We start from the raw sequence: 14531 nt of genomic DNA, 5'->3' as shown, positions 1-14531 counted from the left end.
TTGTTTTTTAAAATAATGAGACCTTAAATCCAGTCCTAAAATAGATATTTCCCTGGTCATTCAGTACGTATACATTCTTCCTCCGGTCGTCGCGGAGTACACCATCCTGGGTCACCGTGTATCCTGCCATTGCAAAAAGGGAAATATGCTTATCTATGTTATACTGGTAACCCAAAGCTGCAACCAAAGCGGATAATGAGATGGAGGCTGCCCGGGAATTATCATCAAAAATAAGGTCATCCTGTATGTTCACAAAATAGCCATCCAAAAACAGTGCCGTTTCCAGGGTATGGCGTTTATCCAGGTGGTATTTCAATTGGGATTTTGGTACCCCTAGGGCAAATGACCAATCCGGGTGAAAGCGCCTGTAGTAACTGACAAGTGGCAGAGGGAATGGCAGGCCGGTCGTTGCATTATAACTGAGTCCCAGTACCAGCCTGTAAGGTTTCTCAGCATCTTTCTTCTCCTTCCAGAACGTGGCAGTAGCATTCATTTTCAGGTCCCTTCCCTGTATCCCTCCAACCAGGTTCGATGCCAGCCGGGGACTGAGGATGGCCACGAATCTCCAATCTTCGTTCCATTTAAAAATATACCCCAGGTTCAGGTCGATCACGTGCAGTTTTTCTATCTGCTTTTCATCAAAGGGCAATTCCCTGTCACTTCCTACCACGACCTGGTTATATTCAGCCCCGGTGACCAGGTACTGGTCTTCGGTTACTTTAAAAGGAACATTCACCAGGAAGCGGTACCGGGCTACCCTTATGTCGGAATCATCTTTTGGCAAGATGGTATATTCTGCCCTGAAGAGGTCTGTACTTTGTGACCAGGCCGAACAGCAAACAAAAATCAAAAACAGACTCAGTAGGCTCCTGCTCATATCAAGACCCCTCCCCTTCCTTATTATTTCTTACACTACTGTGGCGAAAGGGCTGTTGCTGAAATATATGTACATCGCGCTGCGGGAAAGGTATGGTAACGTTGTTTTCACGGAATTTAGCATCGATCTTATAGCGTATCTGGCTTTTGATCCGCGGTGCACCAAAACTATCCGAAGTAAAATAGTTGATTGAAAAGAGCAGGGCTGAATCCCCGAAATCATTAAAGAGTACAAAAGGTTTGGGATTTTGTAATACCCCTTTCTGATCGGCCACGGATTGAAGCAGGAGATCGGTGACCAGATCCACATCACTTCCATAAGCAACTCCAACCGACACAGATTCACGGGTTGTTTTATGGTTCTGGGTATAATTATAGATAATATCGCTCAGGAACTTATGGTTAGGGATGATCAGCACCTTGTCATCCCGGGTAAGAGCCCTTGTGGAACGTAGTTTGATTTCGAAGACCTTCCCTACTTTACCATCCACCTCTACAATATCGCCCACATGGAGTGATTTATCTGAAATGATAAATATTCCGGCAATAATATCCTGGAAGAGTTCTTGCAATGCAAGCCCCAACCCGACAAAAAGGGCGGCTGAAGCTGTTAGCAACAAGGTTACATTGATCCCAGCTGCACTCATCGTCGCAAGGATCACTGCCACATAGACGATATAATTTATGAATTTAAAGACGCTGATGAATTTCATCTTGTCTTCCCCCTCCATTTTCCTGGTAAGTATCCTGCGTAACCACTTCAGGAGGAAAGATGTCACGATGAAAGCCAGGGTCAGGAGCAAGAGCAGTCCTATAGTAATATGTATAGAACCTTCTCCTTCCCCAAGGTGTAACCCGAGGTTGAGGAATTCCTTGATCGTAGACCAGACATCCTCTTTGATGATCTCCTTTACTTTTGAAGTCTCTGAATCCTGTAGAACCATCAGTATCTTAGCCATTTAATTAATTCCTTGTACGAAGGTTTCTTGCCGTACATGAGTATGCCCACCCGGTATATCTTGGCAGCCAGCCACACTATGCCCATAAAGGTACCAAAAAGCAGTACCAGGGACGTCAGGACCTGCCAAAAAGGTACGCCACCCTCCCCAATACCTCCCGGTAAACGCATCATCATGACGATGGGAGAGGTCAGGGGAAATAAGGAAAACCCGACGGCTATAGGTCCATGGGGGTTATTAAAGACAGAAAAGAATCCCACATAGATAGCCAGCATCAGCGGTAGTATTATGGGGAAAATGAACTGTTGCGTATCTGTTTCGTTATCCACTGCGGCACCGATAGCGGCATATATCGAACTATAGATTAGATATCCCAGCAGGAAATAAAGCACGAAGAAGGAGATCAGCATAAGCCAGGGGATCTGGAAAAGTTCTTCGGCATAGCGTTGCAGGGTAGCATTATCGGCAGCCGGATTTGGTGCCAGGCTGCTCATCCCGCCACCGGCCATTGACGCGGAATTATTAAGTCCAGAGGGATCTATATCCAGGAAGACGACCAATGCAGACATCAGTAACGCAGCGGAAATGATCCAGATAGCAAACTGAGTTATCCCTGCCAGTGAATTTCCGATGATCTTCCCGAGCATGAGCTGAAAAGGTTTCACCGAAGAAATGATAACCTCGATGACCCGGCTCGTCTTTTCTTCGATGACGCTTCGCATGACGAAGCCCCCGTAGATAATGATGAACATCATGATCATGTAACCAAAGCCGCCCCCGATGATCGCTTTTATTTCATTTATTCCCTTTACGTTGACTTTCCCGGTGAAGGTCGCGGTACGGATCTCGTACTGGTCCCGGATATCGGCGTATTGGGCACTGGAGACGCCCATTGATTCCAGCTTTTCTTCCCGGATACGTTCCTGGAAAACATCCTCGATGATGTCGACAACCGAAGAACTGGGCGTATCCCGGGTATAGAAAGAGGAATTTTCAGCAGCGGTGAGAAGGGAAGAACTTTCTGGTATATGCAGAAGGCCGTAAAACCCCATATTACTTGTACTGTCCATAGCTTTCTCCAGGCTGAGCCCCTTAAAAGTGACGTAAGAAGTACTGGGGGTGATCGTAAAATCATTCTGAAAATAACTGCTTTCGTTCAGGATGGCAATCACACGTTTGTCACTGTCATTCACTTTGGTCAGGTATGCGATCAGCACCACCATTCCCACCATCAGTATGGGAGAAAGGAAGGTCATGATCACAAACGATTTGTTCCTGACCTTGGCCAGGTATTCCCTGCGGATGATAAGACCCAGTTTACTCATCTAGATTCTTTCTTTGAATAGTTTGGATAAAAATATCGTTGGCCGACGGAATGGTCTCCAGGAAATTATTGATACTGGCCCTGGCTGCGATATGGGCCAGGAAATCCCGGGTATCATCGGAAGGTAATTGCACCCGGAAGTTAAGCTGCCTATCCTGGGGGTCGTAAGTAGTATCGGAGATCTGGAAAGTAAGGGCCAGCTCTTTCAACAAGTCGTCCCCGTTTTCAGTTTCCAGTCCAACTTTAAAGATATTGTTCTTATACGCCCTTTTGATCTCCGACAACTTGCCATCCAGGATCTTTTCGGAATTGTGCAGTAAGGCGATATACTCGCACAGCTCTTCCACGGATTCCATCCTGTGTGTTGAAAATATGATAGAGGTACCCTGTTCCCTGAGTTTCAGGATCTCGTCTTTTATAATGTTGGCGTTTATGGGATCAAAACCACTGAATGGCTCATCAAATATCAGGAGTTTGGGCTGATGCAGGACCGTGACTATAAACTGTATCTTCTGGGCCATCCCCTTAGAGAGCTCCTGTATTTTTTTATTCCACCAGTCACCGATGTCGAGGCGGTCAAACCAGAATTTGAGTTTCTGTTTAGCCTCGGCTTTACCCATTCCTTTCAGCTGGGCCAGGTAGAGCGCCTGCTCCCCTACTTTCATGCTTTTATATAGCCCGCGTTCTTCCGGCAGGTAACCTATCATGGCAATATGCTTAGGCTGCAAAGGCTCGCCATCAAAATATACGCTGCCCGAGTCCGGGTAAGTGATCTGGTTGATAATACGGATGAGGGTGGTCTTACCGGCGCCATTGGGACCCAGTAAGCCGTAGATGCTGTTTTTTGGTATTTCTAAGGAAACCTTATTGAGGGCAGTATGGGATCCGAACTGTTTGGAAACCTGCTCTGCAGCCAGGATAATACTCATGAAAGCAATTTTCCCAAAGATATAGATTTGCTCCAAAAAAGGTTGTGGATTAACACATTGTTTTAAAACAGCTGTGGGAAGTCAATATTCAACTCAAATATCACGCAAACAGCATGTTACAGTCATTTCAGTTCTGTTTGGGACAGCCCTGAAAAACAAAACCCACCCTTAATTGGATTAAGGATGGGAAAAAAATTGCTATGAAAAAGAAAATTAATATTGGTCTCCCAATATTATTTCAAATATACATTTTTTATTTTAATAGGATCAAAATCTTAGGAGAACATGTCTTTCACCTTCTCAAAGAAGGATTTGTCCGATGCCTCCGGGTTTGGCTCAAAATTTTCATGCTGCTGCATCTTTTCAAAGAAGTCTCGCTGTTCCTTATTCAGATCCTTGGGCGTCCATACATTCACATGAACCAACAGGTCCCCGGCACCATAGCCGTTGATGCTGCTGATCCCTTTACCGCGCAGTCTTAAGATCTTACCGGATTGTATACCGGCTTCGAGCTTAATACGAACTTTCCCGCCAACAGTATCGATCTCTTTAGACGTACCGAGTACCGCATCAGGAAAACTGATATAGAGATCATAATGCAGGTTATCCCCTTCCCTCTTGAGGGTAGGATGTTCCTCGGTCTCTATGGCAACCAGTAGATCTCCGGGGAATCCGTTCCCGGGAGCTTCGTTCCCTTTACCACTGACCTTTAACTGCATGCCTTCTTCAACTCCTGCTGGTATTTTTATGGATACAGTTTCTTCTTTCATCTCCAGCCCCTGTGCATCGGCACCTGCAGGCCTGTGATCTATCACTTGCCCGCTGCCACCGCAACTGGAACAGCTTGTCGCCGTCTGCATTCTTCCCAGGATGGTATTGGTGATCTTCGTCACCTGTCCGGCCCCGTTACAGGTCGGGCATGTTTTATAAGTGACCCCGGCAGCCTGCATTTTTCGCTTCACTTTTACTTTCTTCTCAACGCCGTTAGCTACTTCTTCCAAAGTGAGCTTAACGCGGATACGCAGGTTGCTTCCTTTGACACGTCGCTGACCTCCCCCGCCAAATCCACCGAAACCTCCGAAGCCTCCACCGAAGGCGCTTCCGAAGATATCACCGAACTGGCTGAAGATATCGTCCATGTTCATTCCGCCACCGCCGAAACCACCGCCTTCAAATGCAGCATGGCCATATTGGTCATATCGGGCTCTCTTGTCAGGGTCGCTCAATACCTCGTAAGCTTCGGCAGCCTTCTTGAACATCTCTTCTGCCTTACTGTCTCCCGGGTTTTTATCCGGGTGGTATTGAATGGCCTTCTTTCGATAAGCCTTTTTAATTTCCGCTGCACTGGCACCTTTATCGATACCTAGTATTTCATAATAATCCTGCTTCATCAGATGCTTTCAAATTTTCGTAATTCCTTTATACGAGTTTGGCTTCTACCAAACCGGATCTACTGACCGACCACCACTTTGGGATGACGTATGATACGATCTCCCAACCGGTAACCTTTCTCTACAACGTCAAGTACTTTTCCCTTCATTTTCTTATCGGGTGCCGGTACCTGGGTGATAGCATCGTGAACCTCGGGGTCAAATCCATCTCCCTGTTTAACCTCGATCTCCTCAAGGCCTTTAGATTTCAATGTTTCACGGAGTTTATTATCTATCAGCTCAACTCCTTTGAACAATTCTTTATCCTCAGATTTAGAGATCTCTTTCAAGGCACGGTCCAGATCATCCATAACCGGCAATAAAGAGGATATCACCTCCTGCCCAGCGGTCTTGAACAGCTCCATCCGCTCGCGGGAAGTACGTTTCTTATAATTCTCAAATTCTGCGAAAAGCCTTAAGAACTTATCCTTTTCCCTGGCTAAGTCTTCTTTTAGTCGCTCTTCCGAAGAAATATTCTCTTCCTGCTTCTCATCTTCCTGCCGGGCTTCATTTTGCTGCCCCTGCTCTTCCTTATTCAGTTGCTCCTCAGAAAGAGTTTCTTCCATTTGCTGCGTCTTATCTTTCTTACTCATCTAGTAATTCCGTTTTTTTAACCTTTTAGGGATGGCAAAAGTACTGCCAATTCTTTTAAAATGTCAAAATGTCATAAAAAAACAGCCGTTCATTACGGCTGCTGTGAGAATACTTTAAAAAACTTTTTAGCGGCTTGCTCGTTGTTCCTCCAGTCGAGCGGTGGAGATCGTTCTCTCCCCTCCTTGCTTTAAGAGGTCTGCCAGGGCATTCTGGATATTGCAGAATTCAAAAGTGTATCCTTTTTCCTCGATCTTTTTACTGCTGGCCCTCTGGCTGGAGAAAAGGATATACGCCATCTCCCCCAGGATGGTCCTCATCACCACCTGAGGAATATTTGGCAGCCATAATGGCTTATCCAGAGTTTTAGCAATTTCACGGGTCATACGGCAATTAGTAACCGGGTTAGGAGCCACGGCATTGTATATGCCGCTGTGCGAATTCTTAACGAGAAAAAGAAAGATGGAAGCGAGATCACGAATATGGATCCAACTCTGCCATTGTTCTCCACTGCCCAAGGCAGCCCCTACGTAATTCTCTACAGGTTTCACCATTTGAGGTAATGCACCACCGTCCTTTGCCAAAACCAGTCCTATTCGCACCTTGGACAGTTTAATATCGTATTTTTTAAGCGCATCAGCTTCCCGCTCCCAGGCTACAACCACCTCTCCGAGGAAGCTCTTATCGTATTGTTTTTCTGATTCTGAATAGTAATTGGTCAGGGAATCGGGGTAATAGCCAACTGCCGATGCAGAAACGATAGACCTGATCTTACTTCGTTCTACCTGGGCAAGCCCGATATCAAGGGTTTTAAGACTATTCACCCGGCTGTTCATAATGGCCTTTTTATGTTCCTTGGTCCAGCGCTGGGCTATACTGGTACCAGCCAGGTTAATTATGGCATCCACCCCTTTAAAGCAGTTGGTATCTATCTCGCGTTTTGAAGGATCCCAATAGAAACCCTGGTACCCTTTTTCCGTCTCCAGTTTATCTCTGGACGTTGTCAGGTAATTCACCTCGATATTCTCCTGCCGGCATAGCTGCACAATGTGCGAACCAACCAGGCCCGTTGCTCCTGTGATCAATATCTTCATCCCCGCAAAGATACCGGATTAGAAGGCCTTACCCTAAAGGTTTAAAACGCCTTTAACAGTAGAAGCAAGCGTTTTATCGGGTTTATGAGAATATTAAGATTTTGTAGCCCGTAACATTTCCCTTTTCCCGGGCGGGCCGGGTAACCGTTCTACCTTCAACCCCACTTCCTGCATTGCTCTCCTCACACTACCTTTAGCAGAGTAGGTGACCAGTATCCCCCCGGGTTTCATCGCCCGGGCGACTCTTTCAAAACAATCGACTTCCCACAATTCGGGCTGCACCCTGGCACCAAAAGCATCATAATACACCAGGTCATATAGTTCCTCATCGGCCAGGTCTTCAAATCTCATCTTCTTCTTCAGCAGGCAAAAATCTGCAGTAATATCCACTTCTTCCTCCCAGGCTGCATTATGCATGGATTCATAAAAAGATTGGAGGTCTGGGTCCTGTAGTTGTTCCACGTAATTCAGCTGGGACCATTCCTGTTTCTCTACCGGGAAAGCTTCTAACCCGGTATAGTGTATACGGCGCTGTACTGCCATGGTTTCCTTAAGGGTGATGAGCGCATTGAGTCCTGTGCCAAATCCCATTTCCAGGATACGGAGCTCACTGCCAGGGTGATGGGACAAGCCCATCGCTATAAAAACATGGTATGCCTCCTGTATCGCTCCATGGGTCGAATGATATTGTTCATTCCAATCCGTGATCTGGATGGTTTTGGACCCATCCCCGGTGGTAATTATGCTTCTTTTCATCCTGTAATCAAGAAATAACGCTATTTTACTGAATTCACCAGGCAACAAAACCCGCTGTTTACCAAACTATTAGCACACAGTTTGTTAATATTATCACGAATTATCATTATTTTATAAGATAGTGCAAAGCTGGCGATTTTAAATGTAAAAACGCCGGTCAACTTCTTATAAATGTGTAATTTTATTGCTCCAATTTAACAAATACAAGATGGAAAGTACAGTGAAAGATATCATCATAGAAAAGGCCAAAAGCTCCAAGATTGAGCAGGTCGATTTCAATAACCTGCCTTTCGGCAGTGTTTTTACAGACCATATGATGGTCTGTGATTACAAGGACGGTGCATGGCAGACTCCTAAGATCATTCCTTACCAGCCACTTACCCTGGAACCCTCCGCAAGGGTCTTCCATTATGGGCAGGCAGTTTTTGAAGGCATGAAAGCTTATAAGGATGACGATGGCAAAGTCTGGTTATTCCGCCCTGATGAGAACTTTCACCGGATCAACAAATCGAGCGCCCGTATGGCCATGCCGGAGTTCCCGGAAGACTATTTCTTTGACGGTCTTAACACGCTGTTGAAGATGGAGAACGACTGGATCAAGCCTGGCTTAGGTAACTCCCTTTATATTCGTCCTTTTGCCATTGCCACACAGGCGGGGATCATCGCTTCTCCTTCCCAGGAATTCAAGTTCCTCATCATCTGTTCCCCTGCACAGGCGTACTATGGCGGTGAAGTTCGCGTCAAGATCGCAGAAAAGTTCAGCCGTGCTGCTGACGGAGGGTTTGGTTTTGCCAAGGCCGCCGGTAACTATGCAGGACAATTCTATCCTACCAATCTTGCTAAAGAAGAAGGGTTCCAGCAGATCGTATGGACGGATGCCAAAAGCCACGAATTCATAGAAGAGGCGGGCACCATGAACATTTTTGTACGGATGGGGGATAAACTCCTTACCTGCCCTACCGGGGATCGCATCCTGGACGGGGTTACCCGGAAGAGTGTCATCGCCCTCGCCGAGGAACAGGGAATTGAAGTAGACATCCGCCCGATCAGGGTATCCGAATTACTGGAGGGTCACAAGAACGGCGAGCTGAAAGAAATGTTCGGAAGTGGAACAGCTGCTGTGATCAATCCTATCCTCGGATTCGGTTACAAAGGAGAACGCTACGAGTTACCCGTGATGACTGATTCCTACGCCACCAGGATCAAACAGCAACTGATCAATATTCAATACAATATAGCTGAAGACAAATTCGGCTGGAGGTACGAAGTTAAATAAACCAGCTACCTATTATAGATTCAGAAAGTGCCCTCCGGGGCACTTTTTTTATGATTCCAGGATAGCTTTTATGTCTGGTTTAAAATATGAAGGGCCCTTGAGCACCTTCCCATCTTCCCTGTAGAGGGGCTTCCCGTTTTCACCCAGTTTACTCATATTACTACGTTGTATCTCTTCAAAGACCTCTTCTATCTTGTGCTGCATTCCATGCTCCAGGATGGTACCGCAAAGAATATAAAGCATATCCCCCAGGGCATCGGCAACTTCGACCAGGTCATCTTTTTCAGCCGCTTCAAGGTATTCCCTGTTCTCCTCATCCATTAGGTTAAACCGCAACAGGTTCTTGCTTTGCCCCAGGTTGGCCTTAGGTTCTTTGGATATCCCCAGTCCAAAAGATTCGTGGAATAAAGAGACGGCGTGAAGTTTGCTTTTCATAGGTTGGTATTTTAGAGTAATTTTGCCTAAAAATAAACATATGTTCAGTACAGGGCAATGGATTTTTGCTGCAGTTTTCGTTGTGGTCTTCACCATTTTCATCATTCTTTCCTATAAAAAGGACCGCAATCTTCATCGAAAGAATTACAAAGGCGTTATCTGGGTAGGCATAGTGTTTATCACATTTATAATATTACTGTTCATTATCAAGCAATTACTCAGGTAATAAGTTAACAAGCTGTTAAACCCGTAAAAATGTTCGGAAGTGACATCCGGGTAGGAATTTTTCATCGTATAACATAAGAAATAGCGTAGTTTTGCGTTATACTGTTAAATTTACCCGATAAATGGTTACCTTTTTTGCGATATTTTCCTGTTTAGTAGTTTTCAATGTCGCCTTACTGGTACACAGTAGCCTTTATGCCAGGACTAGATCCCCCAGGCCTGCTAAAAGCACAGATCGTCCGGAAATTAAGATCTACCCCCTGGATCTGTTAGCTTCCAGCTATAAGAAAGCGATTTAACTGTAGATCAATCTGGCATGAAACCAATTTTGCTTGTTTTCTTAGGAGGCGGAATTGGCAGTGTCTTGCGTTACCTTATCAGCAAATCCCTTAACCCTTACTTTACTAATTTTTACCTCGGTACTTTTCTGGTCAACGTGCTAGGATGTCTCGTCATTGGAGCGGTCCTCGGTTACGCACTGAAGTCAGATTACCTGAACCCACATCTAACCCTCTTACTCGTCGCCGGTTTCTGTGGCGGCTTTACCACTTTTTCTTCTTTTGGCTTTGAGCAATATGAATTACTGCGCAGTGGTGCTTTCCTTCATTTTTCGTTATACATTATTGCCAGCCTTGCGACAGGACTTGCCGCCGTGGCTGCCGGTTTCTGGATCGTAAGACAAATCTGAGACCGGTTTAAGAAATACCACCGGATTCTCTGACCTTCTTTCGTTGAACAATTCCGTATAAGCCCTATAAACAGGCGTTTAAGACCTTTTACATCCTAAAATTTCTTCCTTGTTAAGTGATGCATGCTCTTCTCCCTGACTACATTCGAGATATTGATAATTTAACTCATTCTATTTGCACTACCCTGTAATTTAATAGGGTTATAACTTTCAATATCATAAAAATGAACAACAGACCCCCTTAATTTTAGGGGGTCTGAATTTTTATACGATATATTTGACGCGTTAACAAAATTTAACACTCCTCAGTTCTTCTTTAAAAGAGACTATGGGAAGAAAGAAAATTACCGGCCAGGCCGGACAAATGAAAACCATTAAAATCAAGCAAATGAAAAAAGTGGAAGCCATTATCAGAAAGTCAAAATTCGACGAGGTTAAAAAGGCATTGCACGCGATCGAGGTCAACTTCTTCAGTTACTGGGATGTTACCGGGGTCGGCAATGAAAAACAAGGGCACGTCTACCGGGGTATTTCATACAGTACCTCCGATATACAACGCCGGTACCTGGTAGTCGTGGTATCAGACGATTTTCTTGATGTCACCGTCAAAACCTTGTTAGAGACCGCTTATACAGGCAATGTAGGAGACGGTAAGATCTTCGTTTCCGAAGTACTCGAAGCATACAGGATCAGAACCAAAGAGAACGGCCAGGCCGGAATCAACTAAATGAATTACAAATAGTAACAAACAATTTTATTATGGAAGCAGGATTATTTACAGCTAACAACGTTTGGATGATGGTATGCACAGCCTTGGTATTCTTTATGCATACCGGCTTCGCCTTTCTGGAGATCGGCCTGACCCGTCAGAAGAACACCATTAATATTCTATTCAAGAACATCTTTATTATAACGGTAGGACTTCTACTCTACTACCTGGTCGGATTTAACCTCATGTACCCGGGGGAATTTAACGGCTTTCTCGGGGGAATCGTACCTGGGATCGCTCCTCCGGAAGGTGGCATGACCCCAGACTACGCTGACGGGGGGTACACCTGGTGGACGGATTTCCTTTTCCAGGGAATGTTCGCAGCAACAGCGGCGACCATTGTTTCCGGAGCCGTTGCAGAACGGATCAAGATAGGCCCGTTCATGGTCTTCACCGTGATCTATGTCGGTCTGGTATACCCAATAGTCGGATCATGGCAATGGGGCGGCGGATTCTTATCCACCCTTGGTGGTGACGAGGCTGGTTTCTACGATTTTGCGGGATCTACCCTGGTACATTCTGTAGGGGGATGGGCAGCACTTATTGCCATCACTCTGCTCGGTGCGAGGATCGGGAAATTCGGGGATGACGGAAAACCAAGGGCGATCCCGGGGCACAGTATCCCTATGGCCACCGCCGGGGTACTGGTACTCTGGTTAGGATGGTTCGGGTTCAACGGGGGATCCGTATTGTCTGCAGACCCGGAACTTACTTCCCTCGTACTGGTCACCACCAGCCTGGCAGCGGCCGCGGGCGGAGTCGGCGCAATTGTCACCTCCTTTATTACCACGAAAAACCTGGACCTTACAATGTTCCTTAACGGGATACTGGGCGGACTTGTAGGGATCACCGCCGGTGCAGACCTGATGTCACCCAATGAAGCAGTGATCATTGGACTTATCGCGGGAATAATCATCGTACTGGGGGTATCCTTTATAGACCGGATCAAACTTGATGACCCTGTAGGTGCCGTAACTGTTCACCTGATCTGCGGTATCTGGGGCACCCTGGCAGTCGGAATCTTCGGAGCCAAGGCCGGGATAGACCAGTTCATCTACCAGCTCACCGGGGTTGGGGCAGTGGCAGTCTTCTGTTGCCTTACCTCCTTCATCATAGTTTTCGCCCTGAAGAAGAGTGTTGGCATCAGGGTCAGTAAAGACGAAGAAATGGAAGGGCTGGACCTTCACGAGCACGGGATGGATGCTTATGATTTCAGCAATGGACAGCAATAACAACTAATAAAAGAAAACGGAGCGTTTGGCAGAACGCTCCGTTAAACAATCGAATCCAATAAAATTTCAACAACAAAAAATCCTCGGAAAAGGAACTAAATCATTGAATTATGAAAACGATCTTAAATACAAAGTACGTAAAAAAATTACTGTTTTCTCTATTCCTCAGCGGGATGACCCTCGGGTTTGCCCAGGAGGCTGAAACAGCGGAAAGTACTCCTAAATTTAAACTGAGTGGCTCTATTGACGCCTATTACAGGGCTAACCTTAACAGCGCCAATTCGGGCGCCAATTATTCGGCTCCCGGCAGTTCTTTTGCCAACCTTCCGGGCTTTGCCCTGGGGATGGCCAATGTCATCGCGAGTTACGAGGGAGAAAAGGTCGGATTTGTAGGAGACCTGGTTTTCGGCCCAAGGGGTACCGATGCCATATTTGCTTCCCCGATGTACTCCCTGACAGGGAACATAGTTAACCAACTATATGTTTACTGGAATGTGAGCGACCATGTGACCCTGACCTTCGGTAACTTTAATACCTTCCTGGGTTACGAGGTCATCTCCCCGGTAGCCAATTTTAATTACAGCACCTCTTACCTGTTTTCCTATGGCCCGTTCAGCCACACCGGATTAAAGGCTGATTTTGACCTGGGAAGCGACTGGTCCCTGATGCTGGCGGTTATGAACCCCACAGACCTGACCGAATTTAATCCAAACGGCAAATATGCCTATGGTGCACAATTGGGCTACAGCGGGCAATTCCTGAATTTCCTTGCTGATGACGGGGCTTTCGAGATCGATTATACCGGCGGGTTTGACCTGAGCGAGAGCTTTTACCTGGGGATCAATGCAGCCTATTTTGACGGCGCAGACGATACCGGATTTGCAGGTGTCGCATTATATCCACAATACCAGACCTCGGAAAATTTCACTATTGGACTCCGGGGCGAATATTTCGCAGAAACTGAGAACTTCGGCGCTATTGGTACGGGGGTTGCAGACAGCAGTGTCCTGGCACTGACCCTTACGGGAAGCGCTACTATCGGCGACCTCATCATTAAACCGGAACTAAGACTGGACAGCGCTTCTGACGACGCTTTCCTGGATTCGGACGGCCAGCCCATGGATAACCTGGCATCCTTCGTGGTTGCAGCAGTCTATGGATTTTAAGATTTTGCTTTAGTTTGGTTTTGGTTTGTAAAGGTCTGGGTACTCAATAGCCCGGGCCTTTACTTTTCTGGCCTAAAATCCCTGATCCCGGCCCGGATCGCCTTGTCCAGGTGGTTTACCTTCGGGACAATGGGGCAGGAATATTTCTTGTTGTAGACACAGTACGGATTATACGCCTTGTTAAAATCGATGAGCAAACTGTCTCCTTCCGGGATATCGAGGTCAAGGTATCGTCCACCGCTATAGGTCTCTTCCCCATTGGTCAGATCCGTAAAAGGGAGAAATAAGTAGGACGTATCCGCTTCATCTCCGGGCCCGGCTTCCTGGTAAACCTCTAATTGGTAAGGTTCCCCGTCCAATTCAAAATAGGCAATCCCGTAGACGACTTCTAACGCCAGGCGGTCCGTAGTAGTGGGCATGGAAAAAGGCATGGCGTCGGGTGTTCGCTCCAGGCGGGCGAATACCCTGAAATTCGTATCCGGTTCATAAAAATCAAGTGCTTCAAAGTCTGCGCGGTAACGATCCGGTAGCGGTGATGTCTCCGGATCCCGGAACTGTTGGTTCATCTCCTGTTGAAACAGTAAAATTTCCTCCTCCGGGCTGTCAGCCGTTTCCCGGGTAACCGCGGGAGCCTCATGATATTTTTTTCCCTCTTTACAGGCGGAGGCACCCAGGAGGATACACAGGAATACAAAAACTGCTTTCTTCATGCTCGTAATTTTGGCTAAATTACAATAACCACCGCGGAGCAGCAAGGTGAAGAATAATGCAAATTGAATAC

General features: G+C 46.4%; 15 protein-coding genes. 5 read left to right on the top strand and 10 right to left on the bottom strand.

Going from position 1 to position 14531, the window contains the following annotated elements; genetic code table 11:
* Positions 1 to 7 precede the first annotated feature (7 nt).
* The 8 genes from CLV82_RS12980 to mnmD all read right to left on the bottom strand — a co-directional run bounded on the left by CLV82_RS12980 (position 8) and on the right by mnmD (position 7959).
* Entirely contained in the window at positions 8 to 784 is a 777-nt protein-coding gene (locus CLV82_RS12980; RefSeq protein WP_243744218.1) for a DUF6268 family outer membrane beta-barrel protein, read from the bottom strand.
* Positions 785 to 878: 94 nt separating this feature from the next.
* Positions 879 to 1835 (bottom strand): mechanosensitive ion channel family protein, encoded by a 957-nt coding sequence (locus CLV82_RS12975; protein ID WP_243744217.1) that lies wholly within the window; start codon positions 1833 to 1835, stop codon positions 879 to 881.
* The gene (locus CLV82_RS12970) at positions 1820 to 3160 is read right to left on the bottom strand and encodes an ABC transporter permease (protein ID WP_133644775.1); all 1341 of its coding nucleotides are present in this window, start codon (positions 3158 to 3160) and stop codon (positions 1820 to 1822) included. Before CLV82_RS12970 ends, CLV82_RS12975 begins: the two co-directional genes overlap by 16 nt.
* A complete protein-coding gene (locus CLV82_RS12965) occupies positions 3153 to 4088 on the bottom strand; it encodes an ABC transporter ATP-binding protein (RefSeq protein ID WP_133644774.1) in 936 nt (311 codons plus the stop codon). The genes CLV82_RS12970 and CLV82_RS12965 overlap by 8 nt, the downstream gene beginning before the upstream one ends.
* Before the next feature lie 275 nt (positions 4089 to 4363).
* A complete protein-coding gene (dnaJ, locus tag CLV82_RS12960) occupies positions 4364 to 5479 on the bottom strand; it encodes a molecular chaperone DnaJ (protein ID WP_133644773.1) in 1116 nt (371 codons plus the stop codon).
* Positions 5480 to 5538: 59 nt separating this feature from the next.
* Complete coding sequence (locus CLV82_RS12955) at positions 5539 to 6111, bottom strand: nucleotide exchange factor GrpE (RefSeq protein ID WP_133644772.1); 573 nt, start codon at positions 6109 to 6111, stop codon at positions 5539 to 5541.
* 126 nt (positions 6112 to 6237) lie between these two features.
* A complete protein-coding gene (locus tag CLV82_RS12950) occupies positions 6238 to 7203 on the bottom strand; it encodes a TIGR01777 family oxidoreductase (RefSeq protein ID WP_133644771.1) in 966 nt (321 codons plus the stop codon).
* A gap of 93 nt (positions 7204 to 7296) precedes the next feature.
* Positions 7297 to 7959: a tRNA (5-methylaminomethyl-2-thiouridine)(34)-methyltransferase MnmD gene (mnmD, locus tag CLV82_RS12945; protein WP_133644770.1), complete on the bottom strand. Its 663-nt coding sequence runs from the start codon at positions 7957 to 7959 to the stop codon at positions 7297 to 7299.
* A gap of 208 nt (positions 7960 to 8167) precedes the next feature.
* Here mnmD and CLV82_RS12940 point away from each other — a divergent pair, with 208 nt between their 5' ends.
* Entirely contained in the window at positions 8168 to 9235 is a 1068-nt protein-coding gene (locus CLV82_RS12940; protein ID WP_133644769.1) for a branched-chain amino acid aminotransferase, read from the top strand.
* A gap of 48 nt (positions 9236 to 9283) precedes the next feature.
* On the opposite strand, the gene CLV82_RS12935 is transcribed toward CLV82_RS12940, so the two are convergent.
* Entirely contained in the window at positions 9284 to 9670 is a 387-nt protein-coding gene (locus CLV82_RS12935; protein WP_133644768.1) for a pyrophosphohydrolase domain-containing protein, read from the bottom strand.
* A 541-nt stretch (positions 9671 to 10211) separates the two neighbouring features.
* Between CLV82_RS12935 and crcB the strand changes: the two genes are divergently transcribed.
* The 4 genes from crcB to CLV82_RS12910 all read left to right on the top strand — a co-directional run bounded on the left by crcB (position 10212) and on the right by CLV82_RS12910 (position 13750).
* The gene (gene crcB / locus CLV82_RS12925; RefSeq protein ID WP_133644766.1) at positions 10212 to 10583 is read left to right on the top strand and encodes a fluoride efflux transporter CrcB; all 372 of its coding nucleotides are present in this window, start codon (positions 10212 to 10214) and stop codon (positions 10581 to 10583) included.
* A gap of 388 nt (positions 10584 to 10971) precedes the next feature.
* Positions 10972 to 11310, top strand: coding sequence for a P-II family nitrogen regulator (locus tag CLV82_RS12920; RefSeq protein ID WP_133645070.1), 339 nt, complete (start codon positions 10972 to 10974; stop codon positions 11308 to 11310).
* 32 nt (positions 11311 to 11342) lie between these two features.
* Positions 11343 to 12584: an ammonium transporter gene (locus CLV82_RS12915; protein WP_133644765.1), complete on the top strand. Its 1242-nt coding sequence runs from the start codon at positions 11343 to 11345 to the stop codon at positions 12582 to 12584.
* A gap of 110 nt (positions 12585 to 12694) precedes the next feature.
* The gene (locus CLV82_RS12910; protein ID WP_133644764.1) at positions 12695 to 13750 is read left to right on the top strand and encodes a porin; all 1056 of its coding nucleotides are present in this window, start codon (positions 12695 to 12697) and stop codon (positions 13748 to 13750) included.
* A gap of 59 nt (positions 13751 to 13809) precedes the next feature.
* Here the strand turns inward: CLV82_RS12910 and CLV82_RS12905 are convergent, their stop codons facing one another.
* Positions 13810 to 14460, bottom strand: coding sequence for a DUF1684 domain-containing protein (locus CLV82_RS12905; RefSeq protein WP_133644763.1), 651 nt, complete (start codon positions 14458 to 14460; stop codon positions 13810 to 13812).
* Positions 14461 to 14531: the final 71 nt, after the last annotated feature.

This window comes from Zeaxanthinibacter enoshimensis (genome assembly GCF_004362865.1).
GTDB lineage: Bacteria > Bacteroidota > Bacteroidia > Flavobacteriales > Flavobacteriaceae > Zeaxanthinibacter > Zeaxanthinibacter enoshimensis.
This window is presented reverse-complemented; position numbering and strand designations above follow the sequence as displayed.

Coding starts and splice junctions, on each gene's coding strand:
- CLV82_RS12970 (WP_133644775.1), bottom strand. CDS start 3,160: ATGAGTAAACTGGGTCTTATCATCCGCAGGGAATACCTGGCCAAGGTC.
- mnmD (WP_133644770.1), bottom strand. CDS start 7,959: ATGAAAAGAAGCATAATTACCACCGGGGATGGGTCCAAAACCATCCAG.
- CLV82_RS12915 (WP_133644765.1), top strand. CDS start 11,343: ATGGAAGCAGGATTATTTACAGCTAACAACGTTTGGATGATGGTATGC.
- crcB (WP_133644766.1), top strand. CDS start 10,212: ATGAAACCAATTTTGCTTGTTTTCTTAGGAGGCGGAATTGGCAGTGTC.
- CLV82_RS12950 (WP_133644771.1), bottom strand. CDS start 7,203: ATGAAGATATTGATCACAGGAGCAACGGGCCTGGTTGGTTCGCACATT.
- CLV82_RS12965 (WP_133644774.1), bottom strand. CDS start 4,088: ATGAGTATTATCCTGGCTGCAGAGCAGGTTTCCAAACAGTTCGGATCC.
- CLV82_RS12975 (WP_243744217.1), bottom strand. CDS start 1,835: ATGGCTAAGATACTGATGGTTCTACAGGATTCAGAGACTTCAAAAGTA.
- CLV82_RS12955 (WP_133644772.1), bottom strand. CDS start 6,111: ATGAGTAAGAAAGATAAGACGCAGCAAATGGAAGAAACTCTTTCTGAG.
- CLV82_RS12935 (WP_133644768.1), bottom strand. CDS start 9,670: ATGAAAAGCAAACTTCACGCCGTCTCTTTATTCCACGAATCTTTTGGA.
- CLV82_RS12940 (WP_133644769.1), top strand. CDS start 8,168: ATGGAAAGTACAGTGAAAGATATCATCATAGAAAAGGCCAAAAGCTCC.
- CLV82_RS12920 (WP_133645070.1), top strand. CDS start 10,972: ATGAAAAAAGTGGAAGCCATTATCAGAAAGTCAAAATTCGACGAGGTT.
- dnaJ (WP_133644773.1), bottom strand. CDS start 5,479: ATGAAGCAGGATTATTATGAAATACTAGGTATCGATAAAGGTGCCAGT.
- CLV82_RS12910 (WP_133644764.1), top strand. CDS start 12,695: ATGAAAACGATCTTAAATACAAAGTACGTAAAAAAATTACTGTTTTCT.
- CLV82_RS12905 (WP_133644763.1), bottom strand. CDS start 14,460: ATGAAGAAAGCAGTTTTTGTATTCCTGTGTATCCTCCTGGGTGCCTCC.